Below are 17,892 nucleotides of genomic sequence, written 5' to 3'. Positions count from 1 at the left end.
GCCAACGCGTGGCTCGATGACGAATACCGCAGCAAGGGCGACAACCGCGGGCGGCTTGCCATGGCCCATGTCTGGGTCATCCCCAACCCCGACGGCGTCTTCGCCGACCACAACCGGACCCTCGCCTATCTCAAGCTTGGGCTGCCCGCGGACTATGCCGAAGGCGCATCGGTGGAGGCCGCCCTTGGCCTGATGCTGGCCACCCCGAGCGGCTGCGACGAGTTCATTGATCCCGACGCCTGGATCGCAAACCTGCCTGGAAGCACTGTCCGCCAGCTGAAGGACGGCTGCGGGCAGATGGGCGATTATGTGAAGAACGCCCTCGGCGGCTCGAAGGCCGAGATCAACGCCGCAGCCGAAGCTGGCTGGCGGGGCTTTGACAAGTTCCAGAACGAACTGCTGACGGACGATCAGAAGGCGCGCATCGCAACGATCTCGGAACACGCAGGTCATTCGCCGCAGCACGAGGGACACGATCACAGCGGCAACTGACGCCGCGGGGGACACAGGCCGCTTACCGCTCCTCGTTCGACTTCGTCTCCTCGTCGCAAGGCCCGCGAGGAGTGCCGAAGGCATCGACGAGCAGTCCCCCAGGCTTTGGCCGGGCCCCGCGACGTCTCGCCTCATTCCCATCGTTCGGTCGGCGGCTCAATCTCTTCGCATGCCCAACGTCCGCGCCGACACCCTGCCCCGCGCCTCATCGCTCTGGTCCAGGCACCAACCGGGCGATTTCATCGACTGCTATTCGGTGGAAAGCTCGCTAACTCTGCGAGAGGCCGCATCGAAAGGCCTCACTGCACCGTCCTGGGTCCGGTCGCTCCTTGCGCTTCGCAACCGGCTGGTTAGGCCCTTCGGGCTGAAGACCGGCGCCGTCCCGGGCACCGATGCGATCGGGATCTTCCCGATCCTGAAGGAAAGCGCCGATGAGATGATCCTCGGGCTCGATGACCGCCACCTCGACTTCCGAGTCGCGCTTTTTCAACAGGACCGGCGGGTCTATATGTCGACCTGGGTCCGGCCGCACAATCTTGCAGGGCGCATCTATCTGCGGCTTGTCATGCCCTTCCACATCGTGATCTGCCGGGGGATGGTCGCCCGCATGGCCGCCTGAAGCCCAAACCCGCTTGCCTTTCGCCCCCCCGCGCGGCATTCCAGCTTCCATGCTCAAGACCCGCATCATCCCCTGTCTCGATGTCGCCGATGGCCGGGTGGTCAAGGGCGTCAACTTCGTCGATCTGATCGACGCGGGCGACCCGGTCGAAGCCGCAAAGGCCTATGACGCGGCGGGTGCGGATGAGCTCTGCTTCCTCGACATCATGGCGACCGAGGACAATCGCGCCACGATGTACGACCTCGTCACCCGCACCGCCGAGCAGTGCTTCATGCCGCTGACTGTGGGCGGTGGCGTCCGCACGCCCGAGGATGTGCGCAACCTCCTCCTCGCCGGCGCCGACAAGGTCAGCTTCAACTCCGCGGCCGTGGCCCGCCCCGATGTGGTGGCCGACGCCGCCGACCGGTTTGGATCGCAGTGCATCGTGGTGGCGATCGACGCCAAGACCACTGCCCCCGGAAAATGGGAGATCTTCACCCACGGTGGTCGCCGCGCCACCGGGATCGACGCCGTCGACTTCGCCCGCACGGTTGCTGCCAAGGGTGCCGGGGAAATCCTCCTCACCAGCATGGACCGCGACGGCACGAAGCAAGGCTTCAACATCCCCCTGACCCGGGCCATCGCGGACGCCGTCGACATTCCCGTCATCGCAAGCGGAGGTGTCGGCACGCTTGACCACCTGGTCGAAGGCATCACCGAGGGGCATGCCTCGGCGGTCCTCGCCGCCTCGATCTTCCACTTCGGCACCTTCACCGTCGGTGAGGCAAAGGCCCACATGGCCGCCGCCGGCATCCCTGTGAGGCTCGCATGACGCTCGAAAAGCTGGCCTCCACCATCGAAGCCCGCAAAGGCGCCGACCCCGAAACCTCATGGACCGCGAAGCTTCTGGCCAAGGGGCCGGAAAAATGCGCCGAGAAGTTCGGGGAGGAAGCCGTCGAAGCCATCATCGAGGCGGTCAAGGGCGACCGCGGACGCCTGACAGCCGAGGCGGCGGATGTGCTCTACCATCTCCTCGTCATGCTGGCCTCGCGGGATGTGACCCTTAAGGACGTGCTGGCGGAACTTGAGCGCCGCGAAGGCAGCTCAGGCCTGACCGAAAAAGCGCAGCGCTAACCGCAAATTTTTTCGAAAAAATTTGCCAAAATCCTTCGAAGGATTTTGTCTACAACCCCAGCCGAGGAATCTCGATCGCCGGGCAGCGGTCCATCACCACCTGCACCCCCGCCGCCCGCGCCCGCTCCGCCGCGGCCTCGTCCACCACACCCAACTGCATCCAGACCACCTTCGCGCCCAGAGCCACCGCTTCATCGGCAACCGCACCTGCCTCCTCGCTCCGGCGGAAGATGTCGACCATGTCGACCGGTCCGGCCTCTGCCAGCGAAGCAACCACAGTCTCGCCCAATGCCACCTGCCCGGCCTGCCCGGGGTTCACCGGAATGACCCGGTAACCGCGCGCCTTGAGGAAAGCCGCGACCCGGTGGCTTGGTCGGTCAGGCTTTGGCGACCAACCCACCAGGGCAATGGTCTTCACCGATGTCAGGATGTCACGGATCTCAGCATCGCCCGGCATGATCTTTCCCAGATGAAAATGGCGTCCAAGGCAAGCCCTGGACGCCAAGTCGCGGAACGAGGGACAGTGAAGTAAAGGACGGGGTTCCGGCCCGTGCCTCCTCAGCTATACTTAGAAAGCCGAAGCGCCGGTTAAAGACCTGTAGCGAAGATGTGAATGGCGGCCTTCGCACGGCTCAGCCCACGCCCTTTGTCGCCGCATAAAGCGATACCGCCGCCGCATTCGACACGTTCAGGCTGCCGAACCCCCCCGCAAACGGAATGCGCGCCAGCACATCGCAGGTCTCTCGCGTCTTTTCCCGCAGACCCGGCCCTTCGGCCCCCAGGACCAGCCCGATCGGCCGCCCCTCCGCACCCGTGACCGCATCGGCCAAGGTCACCTCCGCCTCGCCATCAAGCCCGATCAGCCTGAAGCCCATATCCTTCAGAGCCTCCATCGCCTCGGCCAGGTTGGTGACCTTCAGATAGGGCTGCCGCTCCAGCGCCCCGCTCGCCGTCTTGGCAAGGGCACCGGTCTCGGGCGCCGAGTGATGCTTCGGCGCAATCACCGCCCGCGCCCCGAACACTTCGGCCGAGCGCAGAACAGCGCCCACGTTGTGCGGGTCCGTCACCCGGTCCAGAAGCACGACCAGCGGCAACCCCTCGCCTGCCGCGCAGACGTCCTCGAACCGGCCCCAGTTCAACGGCCGTACTTCGACCGCCGCCCCCTGATGCACCGACCCCGGATCGATCGGCACGTCAAACCGGCGCGGATCCACCACCTCCGGCGCCATCCCCGAGGCCGCAACCGCCTCTTCCAGCTTGTCCAAAGCGTTCTTTGTCACCACCAGCCGCAGCTTCTCGCGCCGGGGGTTCACCAGCGCATCGCGCACCGCGTGAAGCCCGAAGAGCCAGACGGTTTCACGCGCCTCGCGCCGCTCGCCACGCTCCTTGTCCACCACCCAGGCTGGCTTCTTTCCGCCCGACTTCATGCCCAAAACCCTCGAATTTCCGGCCCGGACCTTGCGGCACCCCCGCCCCCGGATGCAAGCCGAAAACGCGCGCGATCCACCCTTGACGCCCCCCGCACCCAGCGGTACACGACCCCCCGGCGGGCGACGAGCTGCAAGGTGCGGCAGGGGACTGTAACTCCCCCGGGGCGACCCACGCCTGGTTCGATTCCAGGGTCGCCCACCATGTTCCGCCATGGCGACAACCGCCGCCGCGCTGACCGGCACCTCTGCCCGCAGTGCTGCGAAGGGCGGATTGGCACGTGTCACCTCGCCCCCAGCGTTGATCTACGCAGACGGCTCGGCTAACTGACCCGATGTGAAATCGCCTGACCCTGGAGGTTCCGTTGCAGGATTGCCTTTCCGGCGTCTTGATCGCTGGCAGTTCCCATACCGGAAAAACGACACTTGCCCGGCGCATCGCCGAGACGCTGGGTTGGACGGTCGTCTCCACAGATACGCTTGCACGCCATCCGGGTCGTCCGTGGCCCGAAGTACGCAAACCGGTGGCCGAATACTACTCCACCCTGACTGCAGAAACGATTTACTGGTTCCTGCGGGTACATCACGAAAACATGTGGCCCCTGCTTCTTGGGGCAATCGATGACGCGCAGAGCGCTGCCAAGCCGACGGTCTTTGAAGGGTCGGCTCTGCGTCCTGAGTACGTGGCGCGCCGGATGTCCGCGGGTATTGTCGGCATATGCCTTCATGCAGATGCAGAGTTCCTGCAAAACCGCATGCGATCTGAAAGCGAGTACTCCACCTTTGGCCCTGAGCGCAAAGCGATCATCGACAAGTTCATCGACCGCTCGCTTCGTGACAACGCCGAAATCCTTGAGGCTGCCCGGACTCACGGTCTGATCTGTGTCGATGCAGGCGACGCCGACGCGATCGAACGGCTGTACACAGACTTGATCACTCGCACCGCACCCTGATACCAGCGATCCGTGGCGCAACGTCACTCAATCCTGTTGCGCCAACGACCGTTCCGTCCCACCAACATTATACTCAAACCGGCCCAGGGCCATCCGCCCGGCAGTGGCCGTGCCACGCCCGACCACCGCGCGAGGCCGCAAGAATCAGTCGCTTTTTGTTTCGACCTGTGCAATGTTAATCTCATTAACAAAGGCGAGCACTCAGTCGGAGGCCCCATGGACCGTCGCAGCTTCACCCTCGGAACCCTCGGCCTTGCCGCTGGCCTGACCGCCCCCCTCCCCGCCCTGGCGCAGACGCCCGACTACCGCGGCCCGAACGTCATCCTCGTCCGCTTCGGCGGCGGAGTGCGCCGGGCCGAGACCGTCGACGAGGCCGGGACCTGGGCCCCCTACCTCCGCCATGTGCTTGCGCCACGCGGTACCTTCATCCCCGACCTCCGCATCGACAAGCTGGAAGGCGTCAACACCTCCCACGCCGAAGGCACGCTCAACCTCCTCACCGGCCGCTATCTCGCCTACCGCGACGCCAGCGAGTTCCTGACCGACCGGCTGGAACCCACCGAACCCACCCTCTTCGAATACCTCCGGAGTGCCTTCGCCATCCCCTCGCACCAGGTCCTGCTGATCAACGGCGAGGACCGCCCGCAGGAAGAATTCTTCACCTTCGGCGCAGGCGACCACTTCGGCATCGACTTCCGCTCCGAAATGCTCAGCCTCCACCGCTACAAGCTCTACCGCACCAGGATGCAGCTTGCCGAAGGTAGCTTGACCGACGACGCCCGCCTGGCGCTCGAAGACGAACGCACCCGCCTTCTGACCATCGATCCGCGCGGCGCGACCCCCGACCCTTCGCCCGAGGTCGAGGCCTTCTGGGCCCGCTGGCGCCAGGCCTTCGGCGACACCGGCTTCAAGAACCCGCGCGGCGACCGGCTTCTGACCGAGCTTTCGGTCCGCGCGATGGCCGAACTGAAGCCCCGCTTCCTGATGGTGAACTACCAGGACCCGGACTACGTCCACTGGGGCAACCCCAGCCACTACACCCGCGCCATCGCGATCATCGACGAAGGCCTCCAGCGCCTTGTCGCCACCGCCGACGCCGACCCGTTCTACCGCGACAACACCATCTTCGTGATCACCCCCGACTGCGGCCGGGATGCAAATCCACTGGCCGAGGTGCCCTTCCAGCACCACTTCAACTCCCGCTCGGCGCATGAGACCTGGGCCGTGATCTTTGGCCCCGGCATCGCCAAGGGCGTGATCGACAAACCGGTCGACCAGTCCGCCATCGCCCCCACCATTGCGGCTGCGATGGGTTTCGCAGCGGGCCGGGCCGAAGGCCGTGCCGTCGAAGAGATCTTCCTGTGACACCCCCGATTTTTCGCAGAAAAATCGTGACCCGCCCATGATTTTTCTGCGAAAAATCCCCCAAACCCCAATGCCGGACCCCGTGCCATGACCGCCCTCTCACCCACCGCCTATGCCCCCGGCCGCCTCTCCCGCCTCGGCCGCTTTCTCGCGAACGGCACCATCGGCACCCTCCTCTGTACCGGCCCCGTGACCGCCGTCATCGCCCTTGGCTGGCTCACCCGCCGTTCGGGCCATCTCGCCCGCGACCGCTTTGGCACAGCCGCCGAGGCCCCCGGCTGGCTCCTCGGCCCCCGCGAGCTTCAGGGCCGCGAAACCGGCCGCATCACGCGCGCCGTGGGCGGGCTTGCCGCCAACATCCGCACCGGCCTAATCGCCCTTACCGCCCTTCTCGCCTGGACGCTCCCGTTCACCCTCCTCTGGCTCGGCGCCTGGTGGGCGGGGTGGGAGAACTCGTTCAACAAGGGCTACGAACAGGCCTTCGTCGGCCCCTCGGTCTATTTCCTCGGTGTGTTCCTCGCCGCCCTCATCCTCCCCGCCCTCCCTCTCATGCTCGCCCATCTCGCCAGCGAAGACCGCCTCTCCGCCGCGTTCGAGCTCCGCCGCCTCCGCTCCCTCATCGCGCAAGCGGGCTGGCGCATCCCCGCGCTCTCGTTCCTCGTCACGCTCTTCACCTTCCCCTTCGCCGCCGCCCGCGGCCTCATCACCACCGCCACCGATTGGGCGCCACAGCTCGAGAACATGACCCCCGACCAGATCGCCGAGATCAAAGGCTGGATCGCCCTAGCCCTCGCAGCCCTCGCCTTCTTCACCGTCTGGATCACCCGTTCGCTGGCCACCCGCATCTACGCCCGCGCCGCCCCGCGCGCCGCCGGCCTCAAACCAGGCCTCTGGGACGGCACACAAGCCTCCGAGGCCGCCGAACCCGCCCGCCCCGCCTCCCGCCTCCTCACCACGCTCTGGTACGGCCTTGGCATGGGCATAACCCTTGCGCTCAGCTTCCTGATCCTCGCCGGCCAGTTCCTAGACCACGCCTGGTGGCGCTGGCTCTTCCACCCCGCGCTGACGCTGCCTTGGGCGGGCTAAGGCCGCCTGCCGTCCCGTCCAAAATTCTCAGCTTCGGCCTAACTCCGAAGCAGGATCGCTTGCAGCGGGCGAAGCGTGCCGTCCGTGAAATCAACGACCTCCAGAGCTCTGATCATCCCACGGATCGGAAAAGTTCCAAGCTCTGCCAAATCCAGAAGCTCGATGACCTCGCGTCTTCTATTCGTGGCCACCGTCATATGCGGACGGTATGGGTGGTCAGGACTCAACTCCGCCCGGTGCGGCCCATCGTAAAGCTGTTCGTGCAGCGAAATCAGAGTGCGCCGACCTTCGGTGCAGATGAGAAAGAGTTTATGCGCTTTTTCAAAGGGATCATGGACGATCTCAACTGTCGTCAGACCCACCTCAAACTCCGAGACCTGCTCAGCCAGGCTCTTGCAACGCGAGATGATCTCAGACGGCGGGGCACTCCTCGACCCGAACATCAAAGTAACGTGCGGAGGCACGACTTTGGCTCTTTCCGGTTCATGCGCAGAACGGAATTGGTCGATGCGTTCGGCTGCGTCCGGCTCGAACTCTGGATATGCCAGCACCTAAATCATCATGAAATGATGCGGTATTCGGTGTCGAAGCTCAACATCAGCGCCGTCCTCTAAGTCGCAACTCAACCTGAGACCCAGGCTCGATCCCTGACCCCTTGCGAACTGCCGACGACGGTGCGACACCCGTGCCAAATCCTCCCGGAACCGCCATGTCCTTCTCCACCCACTTCACCCACGCCATCACCCGCCGCCCGGCGGCCTCGATAACCAAAGGCCTCCGCGCCGTCGACATCGGCACCCCCGACCTCGGCCTGATGCAGGCCCACCATGACGCCTACATCGCCACCCTGCGCGAAACCGGCGCCACCGTCATCGAGCTTCCCCCGCTCGACGCCTACCCCGACTCTGTCTTCGTCGAAGACACCGCCCTCTGCCTGCCCCAAGGCGCCATAATCATGCGCCCCGGCGCGCCCTCACGGCTGGGTGAGGCCGCCGAGATGGCCCCCCACCTCCGCGCGCTCTACGGCCAGGTCCTAGAAATCACCGGCCCCGAAAGCTTCGTCGAAGGCGGCGACATCCTCGTCACCGAACGCGAAATCCTCGTCGGCCGCTCCGCCCGCACCAATGCCGCAGGCATCGCCGAACTGGCCCGACTCACCGCCCCCTTGGGCCACAAGCTCCGCGAAGTCCACACCCCCCCAGGGGTCCTCCACTTCAAGACCGACTGCTCCCTACTCGACGCCGAGACGGTCCTTTCCACCACCCGCCTCTCCGCCTCGGGCTGTTTCCAAGGCTACCGCCTGATCGACATCCCCGATAGCGAGGAAGCCGCCGCCAACACCATCCGCTTCAACGACCTTGTCCTCATGCCGCAAGGCTTCCCCAAGACCCGCGACCGCCTCCTCGCCGCAGGTTACGACATCCGCGAGATCGGCAACTCCGAATGCGCCAAGCTTGACGGCGGCATGTCCTGCCTCTCGCTCCGCTTCACGCCGAAATGACCTTCAACCTCCTCGCCATCGGCCAGTCCGGCCGCCTAGAGCACGAGGCGATCCTCCTCGCCGCCTCCCTCCGCCACTCCGACCCCGGCTTCCAAGGCACCCTCTTCATCGCCGAACCGCAACCCGGCCCGAAGTGGCAGGGTGACCCGCGGATGTCGAACCGCACCCGCAGCCTCCTCGAAAGCCTCGGCGCCACCATCCTCCCGTTCGAAACCCGCGCCTTCGGGTCCGACTACCCCCACGGCAACAAGATCGAGGCGCTCGCCGCCCTCCCCGACGAACCCTTCCTCTTCCTCGACACCGACACGCTGATCACCGGCCCCGTCTCCACCATCCCCTTCGACTTCGCAAAACCCTCCGCCTCGATGCGCCGCGAAGGCACCTGGCCGAAGGTCGAGCTTTACGGGCCCACCCACACCCAGACCTGGAAGTCGCTCTACGACCGCTTCGAGCTCGACTTCGAAAGCTCGCTCGACCTCACGCATCCCGACGAATACTGGCAGCGCTACCTCTATTTCAACGCGGGCTGGTTCTTCCACCAAAGCCCCCGCGCCTTCGGGAACCGCTTCCTCGCCTGGGCGAAATCCATCCGCGACAACCCGCCCGAGGAGCTGGTCTGCCAGGAGCTTTACCCCTGGCTCGACCAGATCGCCCTGCCCCTCGTGATCCACTCCTTCGGCGGCACCCGCCCCGGCCCCGAACTGGAGGCCCTCGACGGCACCGCCACCTGCCACTACCGGACCCTCCCCCTCCTCTATGCCCGCGAAAGCGACCATGCGGTCGAGGTGCTGGAGACGGTCGCCAAGGACCAGACCATCCGCCCGACCCTGCGGAACTGGGGGGCAGTGAAGCAGATGGTCTACCAAAACCAGGGCCAAAAGGCCCGCGCCCTCTTCGACCGGGCAAACCTCCCCCGCCGCGAGCAGATGATCCGCAATGCCCTGAAACGGGAAGGGTTGTGGGTCAGGTAGGTGGGGGCCGCAAGGGGCTCCCCCTGGTGTCCCACGGTGGGACAACGGGTTGGGGTTAGAGATTTCAAGGGGTTATGGGGGCGTTAGGGATTTGTTAGGGGTTTGGCTGGCTCGTTAGTGGCAGGGTTTGGTGCGTAGGCACACGCCCGCAACTCGCTATGGAAGCTTCAGATCGAATTCAGGTGGTGACTCATGTGCAGCCGTTGCTAGCCTCTTTCCAGATTTGAGCATCTCCATCGCTTCCTTCCCAATCCAGAATTCGCTTACCTTCGTAAAATCTTCTTTCTTGAGAGATTTGAGAAAGCGCTTCATCAAATCTTGCGCTTCGACGGTATCGTGTAGCGTATCGACAAGACCCGGAAGGAGAGTTTCGCCCAGCCAAAGGCCCCCAAGTCGCATCACCACCGATTTGGGCCACTTGCTGTGATCAAAGGCCCAGCGTGTCTCACCGTTAGCTCCTTGAAACACTCGCGGGCTGATCGGTGAATCGATCGCCGTGACAAAATACTGATCTGCTCCAACCGCACTCCTGTGGCTGGAGATTCCGATGTTAGGTATTTCCGAAATTCGCGTGTAATCCGCCGGCGGAGGGCTCGCGCTGTTGATGTTCTCCGTAAAGCGCAATTGGCCCCCAGCCTCGAACAAGGCAAGGACCGGCTCGATGTCGTGTCGCGTGGCGAAGAAGTGTATCCGTCTCATTATTCTTGCTATTTCGGTACCATCAACGGCGTATCCAGCGACCTCGTAGGGCGGGTTCTAACCCATCACGCTTCGTCCCAGCTTTGCACAGCGTGCTCAATGCCGCAACTTCCCTGCAATCCTTAACAGCCCCCTAACGCCCACAACCAACCCATTGAAATCCCTTGGGCCACCCCCCCGCCTACCGTGGCACACCCCGGACCACCGCGTCTCTTGCCCGATCCTCACAACTCCATCGTCACCACCGGCCACAGCGACAGGACCAACAGCACCGCCATCGTCCAGTTGAACGCGCGGAGCCGTCCCGGCCCCTCCAGCCAGCGCCGGACCGCCTGCCCCGCCCCGGCCCAGACCGACACCGAGGGCAGGTTGACCGCCGAGAACACCAGGGCCACCGACGCATAGGCCCAGACCGAAGGCTCCGGCACATAGGCCGAGACTGCCCCCAGCGCCATCGCCCAGGCCTTCGGGTTCACCCACTGGAACGCCGCCGCCTGCAGGAAGGTCATCGGCCTGGCCGCATTCCGCCCCTCTCCCGGCGCTCCGGCATGGGCGATCTTCCAGGCGAGCCACAGCATGTACGCGACCGACGCGACCTTCAGCACCGTCAGCGCCGGGGGCCAGGCCCGAAACACCGACGCGATCCCGAGGCCCACCAGGAACACCATCAGCGAATGCCCGACGCTGATCCCCAGCATATGCGGCACGGTCCTGCGGAACCCGAAGTTCACTCCCGAAGCCAGAAGCATCATGTTGTTCGGCCCCGGCGTGACCGAGGTGACGAAGGCAAAGCCCAGAAGGGCGATCAGCAGGTCATATGTCATGCCCGCAATCCTGTGCCGCCTTGGACGGTGAGAGATTGCAAAGATGCCAATCCATGAACTATTCTCGCAACAAATGACCAAACTCGACGATATCGATCACCGGATATTGCGTGAACTCCAGCGCGACGGTCGCCAGTCCAACCTGCAGCTCGCCGACCGTATCGGCCTTTCCCCCTCCGCCTGCCTCCGCCGCGTCCAGACCCTTGAACGCGAGGGGGTGATCCGCGGCTACCGCGCCGTCCTCGACCCCGCCCGGCTTGGCGTCGGCTTTGTGGCTTACGTCACCGTCGGCCTTGGCAGCCACACGAAGGCCGCGCAGGAAGCCTTTGAACGCGCCGTCGCCCGTGCGCCGGAGGTCCGCGAATGCCACAACATCACCGGCACGGTCGAATACCTCCTTCGGATCGAGACTGCCGACCTTGCGGCCTACAAGCACTGGCATACCGACATCCTCGGCACCCTCCCCCAGGTCCGCGCGATCACCACCTATGTCGTGATGGGCAGCCCGAAGGACGAACGGGCCTGAAGGCTTGACCTTCCGCCAAATCCCGCCACGCTGGCACCAAAAGGGGGACCAAGGATGACCGTCTGCTTCACCACCGACCGGATGCTGCACTTCGGCGATTGCGATATCTCGGGCACCGCCTACTACCCGGCCTACCTGAACATCCTGAACGGTGTGGTCGAGGAGTTCTGGTCCCACATCGGCTGGCCCTGGCACAAGATCATCTGGAACGAACGCTGGGGCACGCCGACGGTGCACCTTAGCTGCGACTTCTCGAAACCCTCGTTCTTCGGCGACACCCTGACGTTCCGCCTGACCATCCTGAAGGTCGGCAAATCCTCGGTCCGCCTCAACCACACGATCCACTGCGGCGACGAACACCGCTGGTCGGTCGAACAGGTTCTGGCCGCAAGCTGGCTGGACAAGCACACCTCGATGCCGTGGCCGGAGGAGGTGAAAGCGAAGCTTGAAAGCCTGATGGCCAGGCCCGAACCCGAACACCGCCCGACCGAACACCGCCCGGTCGGCGGGCCGACCTAAGCCCCCGCCTTTGCATCCTCGGCATTGCCGATGATCAGGCTTCGGCCGGAGTAAAGGTCCCCCGTCGTCTGCAGCGCCAGCCGTTCGGCATCGCGCTTCCTGACGCCCTCGGTGATCTCGGCGATCTCGTCGGGGTCGATCCCCAGGACCTCCAGCACCTCGCCCCCCAGCGCCAGCGCCGAGTGGAAGAGCTCGCGCATCTGGTGGTCCACGCCCTCCTTGATCAGCTCCAGCGCATGCGCCCGGTCCCAGGCCCGCGCGAGGATCACGGCATTGGGGAACTCGTGCTTCACCAGCTTCGCGATCCGGGTCGTCGTCTCTTTCTTGTCCGTCGCAATCAGGATGGCCCGCGCCGTCCCAGCCCCCGCCGCCTTCAGGATGTCCAGCCGCTTCCCGTCCCCGAACCAGACCTTGAACCCGAAGGTCTCGGCGGCCCGGATCATCTCGGCATCGTCGTCGATGATGGTGATCGAGCACTTCCGCGCCAGAAGCGGCTGGCTGGCGATCTGCCCGAACCGCCCGAAGCCGATGATCAGCACGGACCCCGAAAGCCCCTCCGGCGCCTCGACCCCTTCGGTCGACACGCTTACGGCGGGCCGGAACCGGTCATGCAGGATCACCATGAGCGGTGTCAGCACCATCGAAACGATCACGATGGCGCTAAGGATCGCGTTTTCCTCCAGACTGATCAGGCCGAAGGCGAGCGCGGCGGAGTAAAGCACAAAGGCGAACTCGCCCCCCTGCGCCATGATCACCGTCCGCTCCAGCGCCTCGGCGTGCGAGGATTTGTTCAGCCGCGCGACGCCATAGATGATCGCGGCCTTCAGGGTCATCAGCGACGCGACGCTGACCGCGATCAGCTGCCAGTTGTCGGCAATCACCGACAGATCCAGCGCCATGCCCACGGCCAGGAAGAAGAGGCCCAGAAGGATGCCCCGGAACGGCTCCACATCCGCCTCCAGCTGGTGGCGGAAGCTGGACTCCGACAGAAGCACACCCGCCAGAAACGCCCCCATTGCCAGCGAAAGCCCGCCAAGCTGCATCCAGAGCGCACTTCCCAGGACCACCAGCAGCGCCGCCGCCGTCATCACCTCCCGCGCGCGGGAGGCAGCCAGCAGGCGGAACATCGGGTTCAGAAGATAGACCCCAGCCACGACCAAAGCCGCAATCGCCCCAAGGCCGATCGCCACGTCGACCAGCCGGTCCGTCATCGTCAGATCCCCGCCACCAGGCGCCAGGAACGCCACCAGCGCCAGCAGCGGCACGATGGCCAGGTCCTCGAGAAGCAGGATCGACACCATCCGCTGCCCCTTCGGCGCAGCGATGTCATTCCGCTCCTGCAGCATCTGCATGACGATGGCGGTCGAGGTCAGCGTGAACCCCGCCCCAGCGATCAGAGACCCAGCGTAAGGGTAGTCCAGCGCCACGCCCACCAGCCCCAGCACAGCGATACAGATCAGAACCTGCACCAGCCCCAGACCAAAGATATCCCGCCGCATCGCCCAAAGCTTCGACGGCTCCATCTCCAGCCCGATGATGAAAAGGAACATGACAACGCCCAGTTCCGCGACATGCAGAATCGCCATCGGATCGGAGAACAGGGCAAGCCCGAACGGCCCGATCGCCAGCCCGGCGGCGAGATAGCCCAGAACCGACCCCAGCCCCAGCCGCTTGAAGACCGGCACCGCAACGACAGCGGCCCCAAGAAGGGTCACGACCGAGACCAGATCGACGCCAGCGGATTCTGTAGCCATGTCGCGCTCCACCTTTGCTTGGAGCACAGAGTTGGCCGTGCGGGCGACAATGACAACCGGATTCCGGCGGGAGCGCCTCATCACCTGGGCTACCCGGCCGTATCAGGCGCCGGATCCCGTTGGCCTCAGTCGCAATTCTGAAAGCCGGACCCCATGCAAACCAGCGCCCGCCGGTCGGCTTCGGCTATGGCGCTGGCGGTCATCGAGCTTGCGACAACGCCTTTTGCCTCAAGTGCTTCAGGCTGTCCGGCGAGCGCCGCGATGCTCAGCCACATATGCGCCGTGACATCGTCTACTGCCACGCCATCGCCGGTGGCATACATAAGGCCAAGCAAGGCCTGACTGTCAGCGTCTCCCTGCTTTGCAGCCATAAGGTACCATCGCTCGGCCTCGGCAAGGTCCCGCGGGGCACCCTCGCCATTCTCGTACATCATGCCAAGAATGCCTTGGGCCTCAGCATCCCCCTGTTCCGCGGCCATCCGGTACCATCGCAAAGCCTCGGCATCGTCCCGAGCCACGCCCGAGCCTTCAGCGTACATGTTCCCAAGATTGTACTGGGCATCAATATCGCCCTGCTCTGCAGCCTTGAGGTACCAGCGCATGGCCTCGGCGTAATCCTGCTGCACGCCTTCGCCGAGGTCATACATCGCGCCCAAGCTGAATTGGGCATCCACATCCCCCTGTTCGGCGGCCATCCGATACCATCGGGCCGCCTCGGCGTAATCCTGCGCCACCCCTTCGCCGTTGTCATACATCCAGCCAAGCTCGTATTGGGCTGTTGCATCCCCCCGCTCAGCCAACTGGCGCCATTCCCGAAAGGCCGTTTGGTAATCGCCCGCATCATAGGCTTCCTGAGCGCTCTCAAGCGTTTGCGCCGCGCCCATCGCCGGGATCAGCGCCAGGACGGCGGCGGCAACGGTGTACTTGAATTGAAATCCGGTCACGGCTCAGCGTCCTTCCATGGCGGTATTTGAAATCCTTAATCCAGGCGCTCGCCTTCGGGCCGAACCTGCCAAGGCGCCCACTGGGATGGCGCCTCGCAGAACCGCCCAGGCCCCAAGTTCAAACAGATTACCGGCAATGCCTAAACATCGGAAGTGCCCAAACATAGCCGCCCGCCCGCCTCCGCCTCATCAAGCCGGTAGACAGCGTTGTGGAGGGCTGGGCCCGCCAAACAAGCCCGCGCTAATCGCAGTCCGTGTATTCCGACTGCAGACAAACGCGCGCCCGGCGCTCGGCTTCGGCTATCGCCTCCGGGGTCATTCTGCGCGCAACGTCATCCAAATACGCGCGCGCATCGGTGTTCCCAGTGTCGGCAGATATGCTAAGCCACATATGCGCAGAGATATCGTCCTGAGCGACGCCCTCGCCATTGTGATACATCTGACCAAGATAGAACTGAGAATTTGCATAGCCCTGCTCACCGGCCATCCGGTACCAACGCACTGCTTCGACGTCATCCTCTGCTACGCCTGCGCCATACTGATACATCAGGCCAAGATTGTTTTGAGCATTTGCATAGCCTTGCTCCGCGGCCATCTGGAACCACCGCACGGCCTCGACGTAGTCCTGCGACACGCCTTCGCCGGCGTCATACATCACGCCTAGACCGTTTTGCGCATATGCATCGCCTTGTTCTGCAGCCATCCGGAACCACCGCACAGCCTCGACGTCGTCTTCCGCGACGCCCTCGCCATTGTCATACATCAAAGCAAGATTGGATTGAGCTTTTGCATAGCCCTGCTCAGCGGCCATCCGGTACCAGTGCACAGCCTCGGCGTCATCCTTAGCGACGCCTTCGCCATTGTAGTACATATTGCCAAGATTGAATTGAGCATATACATCGCCCTGCTCCGCGGCCTTTCGGTACCACCGCACAGCCTCAGTGTCGTCCAGCGACACGCCTTTGCCATCGTCATACATCAGGCCGAGATGGAACTGAGCCTCCGCATCTCCATTCTCAGCCAATGGCCGAAACTCAAGCAAGGCCAGGTCGTATTCACCAGTTCTGTAGGCCTCGATCCCAATCTCAAGGTTTTGCGCCGTGCCCACCACTGGGATGAGCGCGAGAACTGCGGCGGCGATGGCCTTCTTAAATCGAACTTTGATCACGGTTCAGCGCCCTTCTCTGCTAACCCCTCAAACTGACTCGGGCCGTCGTCTTCAGCCCGCACCAGCCAAGGCGCACATCTGGAATGGCACCCTGGCAGAATCGCCCGAGCGCTACGTTCAAATAGGATATTGGTACTGGCGAAATGGCGGAAGTCGGCCAAACGCTAGGATCGGGCTTTCGCTACCCCCCGAACACCGCCTCCATCTCCTTAAACCCCTTCACCTCGATCGGGTTCCCACTGGGATCGCGGAAGAACATCGTCCACTGCTCTCCCGGCTCCCCCTCGAACCGGACCGAGGGTGGCAGGACGAACTCCACGCCCGCAGCCGTCAGCCGGTCGGCGAGCGGCCGCCAGTCGTCCAGCGGCAGGACCAGCCCCAGATGCGGCATGGGGACCATCTTGTCGCCGACCTTGCCGGTGTTCGTGGTGGCAAAGGGCGTGCCCAGATGCAGGCTCAGCTGGTGGCCGAAGAAGTCGAAGTCGACCCAGGTCTCGGTGCTCCGCCCCTCGCGGCAGCCGAGCACTCCGCCGTAGAAGGCCCTTGCGGCCCCAAGGTCGGTCACGTGATACGCAAGGTGGAAGGGCGTCAGCATCGTTTTCGGCTCCCAGGTTTCGGTGGACCGATCCAAGCACAGAACCCCTCGCAACCACAACGGCTTCGCCCCGAACACTTGCAGGAAAAGATGAACGTTCAGTAAAGGGATTCCGTCAAGCAATTGATTTTAATGACTTTAAGTAGCCGTAACGCAGAGTTACGCTCCTGTTGCCATGCCCCCGATCCTCCCCTACCCTCGCGCCCAAAATCAGGGAGGACCACATGACCGACAGACCCATGGGCTTTGAAACGCTCGCCATCCACGCGGGCACCGCCCCCGACCCCGCCACCGGGGCGCGGCAGGTGCCGATCTACCAGACCACCGCCTACGTCTTCCGCGACGCCGACCACGCGGCCAAGCTCTTCAACCTGCAAGAGGTCGGCTATATCTACTCCCGCCTGACGAACCCCACGGTCTCGGCCCTCGCCAACCGGGTCTGCGCCCTGGAAGGCGGGGCGGGGGCCATCGCCTGCTCGTCGGGCCACGCGGCCCAGATCATGGCGCTTTTCCCGATCATGCAACCGGGCTGCAACGTCGTGGCCTCGACCCGGCTTTACGGCGGCACGATCCAGCAGTTCACGAACACGATCCGCAAGTTCGGCTGGTCGGCCAAGTTCGTCGATTTCGACGACCCGAAAGAGATCGAGAAAGCCATCGACAGCAACACCCGCGCCCTCTTCTGCGAGACGATCTGCAACCCCGGCGGCGCGATTTCCGACCTTCCGGCCATCGCCCGGGTGGCGAACCAGGCGCATATCCCGCTGATCGTCGACAACACGACCGCCAGCCCCTACCTCTGCCGCCCGATCGAACACGGCGCGACGCTGGTCGTCCATTCGGCCACCAAATACCTGACCGGCAACGGCACGGTCACCGGCGGGATCGTGGTCGACAGCGGCAAGTTCAACTGGTCCGCCGATGACAAGTTCCCCTCGCTCTCCCAGCCCGAGCCCGCCTATCACGGCCTCGTCTTCCACCCGACGTTGGGCAACATGGCCTTCACGTTCCACTCCATCGCCATCGGCCTTCGCGACCTTGGCATGACGATGAACCCGCAAGGCGCCCACTACACCCTGATGGGGATCGAGACGCTTGCGCTGCGGATGGACCGCCACCTCCACAACGCGCAGATCGTCGCGGACTGGCTGGAACAGGACCCGCGCGTCGGCCAGGTCACCTACCCCGGCCTCAAGTCATCGCCCTACCACAACCTCGCGAAGATGATCACGCCGAAGGGGCCGGGGGCCTTGTTCACCTTCACGGTGAAGGGGGGTTATGAGGCCTGCGTCAAGCTGATCGACAACGTCAAGCTCTTCAGCCATGTCGCGAACCT

21 protein-coding genes and 1 tRNA gene are annotated in these 17,892 nt (G+C 64.2%); 13 read left to right on the top strand and 9 right to left on the bottom strand.

Annotated features, from left to right (window positions below):
* The 4 genes from ACRCSW_RS18075 to ACRCSW_RS18060 all read left to right on the top strand — a co-directional run.
* Window positions 1-492: hypothetical protein (locus ACRCSW_RS18075; RefSeq protein WP_438707038.1), on the top strand; the 492-nt coding region annotated here is incomplete at its 5' end.
* Between the two features lie 169 nt (window positions 493-661).
* On the top strand, window positions 662-1,111 hold the full coding sequence (locus ACRCSW_RS18070) for a DUF2867 domain-containing protein (RefSeq protein ID WP_438707037.1): 450 nt from the start codon (window positions 662-664) through the stop codon (window positions 1,109-1,111).
* Window positions 1,112-1,160: 49 nt separating this feature from the next.
* The gene (hisF, locus tag ACRCSW_RS18065) at window positions 1,161-1,922 is read left to right on the top strand and encodes an imidazole glycerol phosphate synthase subunit HisF (protein WP_438707036.1); all 762 of its coding nucleotides are present in this window, start codon (window positions 1,161-1,163) and stop codon (window positions 1,920-1,922) included.
* The gene (locus ACRCSW_RS18060) at window positions 1,919-2,224 is read left to right on the top strand and encodes a phosphoribosyl-ATP diphosphatase (protein ID WP_438707035.1); all 306 of its coding nucleotides are present in this window, start codon (window positions 1,919-1,921) and stop codon (window positions 2,222-2,224) included. Before hisF ends, ACRCSW_RS18060 begins: the two co-directional genes overlap by 4 nt.
* A gap of 49 nt (window positions 2,225-2,273) precedes the next feature.
* Here the strand turns inward: ACRCSW_RS18060 and ACRCSW_RS18055 are convergent, their stop codons facing one another.
* Both ACRCSW_RS18055 and rlmB read right to left on the bottom strand, forming a co-directional pair.
* A complete protein-coding gene (locus ACRCSW_RS18055) occupies window positions 2,274-2,681 on the bottom strand; it encodes a CoA-binding protein (RefSeq protein ID WP_438707034.1) in 408 nt (135 codons plus the stop codon).
* Between the two features lie 175 nt (window positions 2,682-2,856).
* Window positions 2,857-3,651, bottom strand: coding sequence for a 23S rRNA (guanosine(2251)-2'-O)-methyltransferase RlmB (rlmB, locus tag ACRCSW_RS18050; RefSeq protein WP_438707033.1), 795 nt, complete (start codon window positions 3,649-3,651; stop codon window positions 2,857-2,859).
* Between the two features lie 121 nt (window positions 3,652-3,772).
* Here rlmB and ACRCSW_RS18045 point away from each other — a divergent pair.
* The 4 genes from ACRCSW_RS18045 (at window position 3,773) to ACRCSW_RS18030 (ending at window position 7,055) form a co-directional block, all read left to right on the top strand.
* A tRNA-Tyr gene (locus ACRCSW_RS18045) sits at window positions 3,773-3,856 on the top strand.
* A 160-nt stretch (window positions 3,857-4,016) separates the two neighbouring features.
* On the top strand, window positions 4,017-4,604 hold the full coding sequence (locus tag ACRCSW_RS18040) for a hypothetical protein (protein WP_438707032.1): 588 nt from the start codon (window positions 4,017-4,019) through the stop codon (window positions 4,602-4,604).
* A 216-nt stretch (window positions 4,605-4,820) separates the two neighbouring features.
* Complete coding sequence (locus ACRCSW_RS18035; RefSeq protein WP_438707031.1) at window positions 4,821-5,969, top strand: hypothetical protein; 1,149 nt, start codon at window positions 4,821-4,823, stop codon at window positions 5,967-5,969.
* A gap of 87 nt (window positions 5,970-6,056) precedes the next feature.
* Window positions 6,057-7,055 (top strand): hypothetical protein, encoded by a 999-nt coding sequence (locus ACRCSW_RS18030; RefSeq protein WP_438707030.1) that lies wholly within the window; start codon window positions 6,057-6,059, stop codon window positions 7,053-7,055.
* 38 nt (window positions 7,056-7,093) lie between these two features.
* Here ACRCSW_RS18030 and ACRCSW_RS18025 read toward each other — a convergent pair whose 3' ends face one another.
* On the bottom strand, window positions 7,094-7,606 hold the full coding sequence (locus ACRCSW_RS18025) for a 2'-5' RNA ligase family protein (RefSeq protein ID WP_438707029.1): 513 nt from the start codon (window positions 7,604-7,606) through the stop codon (window positions 7,094-7,096).
* Between the two features lie 158 nt (window positions 7,607-7,764).
* Here ACRCSW_RS18025 and ACRCSW_RS18020 point away from each other — a divergent pair, with 158 nt between their 5' ends.
* Together ACRCSW_RS18020 and ACRCSW_RS18015 are read left to right on the top strand one after the other, a co-directional pair.
* The gene (locus ACRCSW_RS18020) at window positions 7,765-8,556 is read left to right on the top strand and encodes a dimethylarginine dimethylaminohydrolase family protein (RefSeq protein ID WP_438707028.1); all 792 of its coding nucleotides are present in this window, start codon (window positions 7,765-7,767) and stop codon (window positions 8,554-8,556) included.
* Window positions 8,553-9,527 (top strand): hypothetical protein, encoded by a 975-nt coding sequence (locus ACRCSW_RS18015; protein ID WP_438707027.1) that lies wholly within the window; start codon window positions 8,553-8,555, stop codon window positions 9,525-9,527. Before ACRCSW_RS18020 ends, ACRCSW_RS18015 begins: the two co-directional genes overlap by 4 nt.
* 156 nt (window positions 9,528-9,683) lie before the next feature.
* On the opposite strand, the gene ACRCSW_RS18010 is transcribed toward ACRCSW_RS18015, so the two are convergent.
* Window positions 9,684-10,151: a hypothetical protein gene (locus ACRCSW_RS18010; protein WP_438707026.1), complete on the bottom strand. Its 468-nt coding sequence runs from the start codon at window positions 10,149-10,151 to the stop codon at window positions 9,684-9,686.
* A gap of 299 nt (window positions 10,152-10,450) precedes the next feature.
* The gene (locus ACRCSW_RS18005; protein WP_438707025.1) at window positions 10,451-11,050 is read right to left on the bottom strand and encodes a LysE family translocator; all 600 of its coding nucleotides are present in this window, start codon (window positions 11,048-11,050) and stop codon (window positions 10,451-10,453) included.
* 73 nt (window positions 11,051-11,123) lie between these two features.
* Here ACRCSW_RS18005 and ACRCSW_RS18000 point away from each other — a divergent pair, with 73 nt between their 5' ends.
* Entirely contained in the window at window positions 11,124-11,576 is a 453-nt protein-coding gene (locus ACRCSW_RS18000) for an Lrp/AsnC family transcriptional regulator (RefSeq protein ID WP_438707024.1), read from the top strand.
* A gap of 54 nt (window positions 11,577-11,630) precedes the next feature.
* Window positions 11,631-12,095 (top strand): acyl-CoA thioesterase, encoded by a 465-nt coding sequence (locus tag ACRCSW_RS17995; RefSeq protein WP_438707023.1) that lies wholly within the window; start codon window positions 11,631-11,633, stop codon window positions 12,093-12,095.
* Here the strand turns inward: ACRCSW_RS17995 and ACRCSW_RS17990 are convergent.
* From ACRCSW_RS17990 to ACRCSW_RS17975, 4 genes are all read right to left on the bottom strand, one after another.
* On the bottom strand, window positions 12,092-13,849 hold the full coding sequence (locus ACRCSW_RS17990) for a monovalent cation:proton antiporter-2 (CPA2) family protein (RefSeq protein ID WP_438707022.1): 1,758 nt from the start codon (window positions 13,847-13,849) through the stop codon (window positions 12,092-12,094). The genes ACRCSW_RS17995 and ACRCSW_RS17990 overlap by 4 nt on opposite strands.
* Window positions 13,850-13,974: 125 nt before the next feature.
* Complete coding sequence (locus ACRCSW_RS17985; RefSeq protein WP_438707021.1) at window positions 13,975-14,793, bottom strand: tetratricopeptide repeat protein; 819 nt, start codon at window positions 14,791-14,793, stop codon at window positions 13,975-13,977.
* Between the two features lie 241 nt (window positions 14,794-15,034).
* Window positions 15,035-15,961 carry an SEL1-like repeat protein gene (locus ACRCSW_RS17980; protein WP_438707020.1) on the bottom strand — a complete coding sequence of 309 codons (927 nt, stop codon included), beginning with the start codon at window positions 15,959-15,961 and terminating at the stop codon, window positions 15,035-15,037.
* A 181-nt stretch (window positions 15,962-16,142) separates the two neighbouring features.
* On the bottom strand, window positions 16,143-16,556 hold the full coding sequence (locus ACRCSW_RS17975; RefSeq protein WP_438707039.1) for a VOC family protein: 414 nt from the start codon (window positions 16,554-16,556) through the stop codon (window positions 16,143-16,145).
* Window positions 16,557-16,780: 224 nt separating this feature from the next.
* Between ACRCSW_RS17975 and ACRCSW_RS17970 the strand changes: the two genes are divergently transcribed.
* Window positions 16,781-17,892, top strand: a 1,112-nt coding sequence (locus ACRCSW_RS17970; protein WP_438707019.1) for an O-acetylhomoserine aminocarboxypropyltransferase/cysteine synthase family protein, incomplete at its 3' end; no start/stop codon positions are given.

Origin of the sequence: Tabrizicola sp. (assembly GCF_051645465.1) — a bacterium.
Classification (GTDB): domain Bacteria; phylum Pseudomonadota; class Alphaproteobacteria; order Rhodobacterales; family Rhodobacteraceae; genus Tabrizicola.
This window is presented reverse-complemented; position numbering and strand designations above follow the sequence as displayed.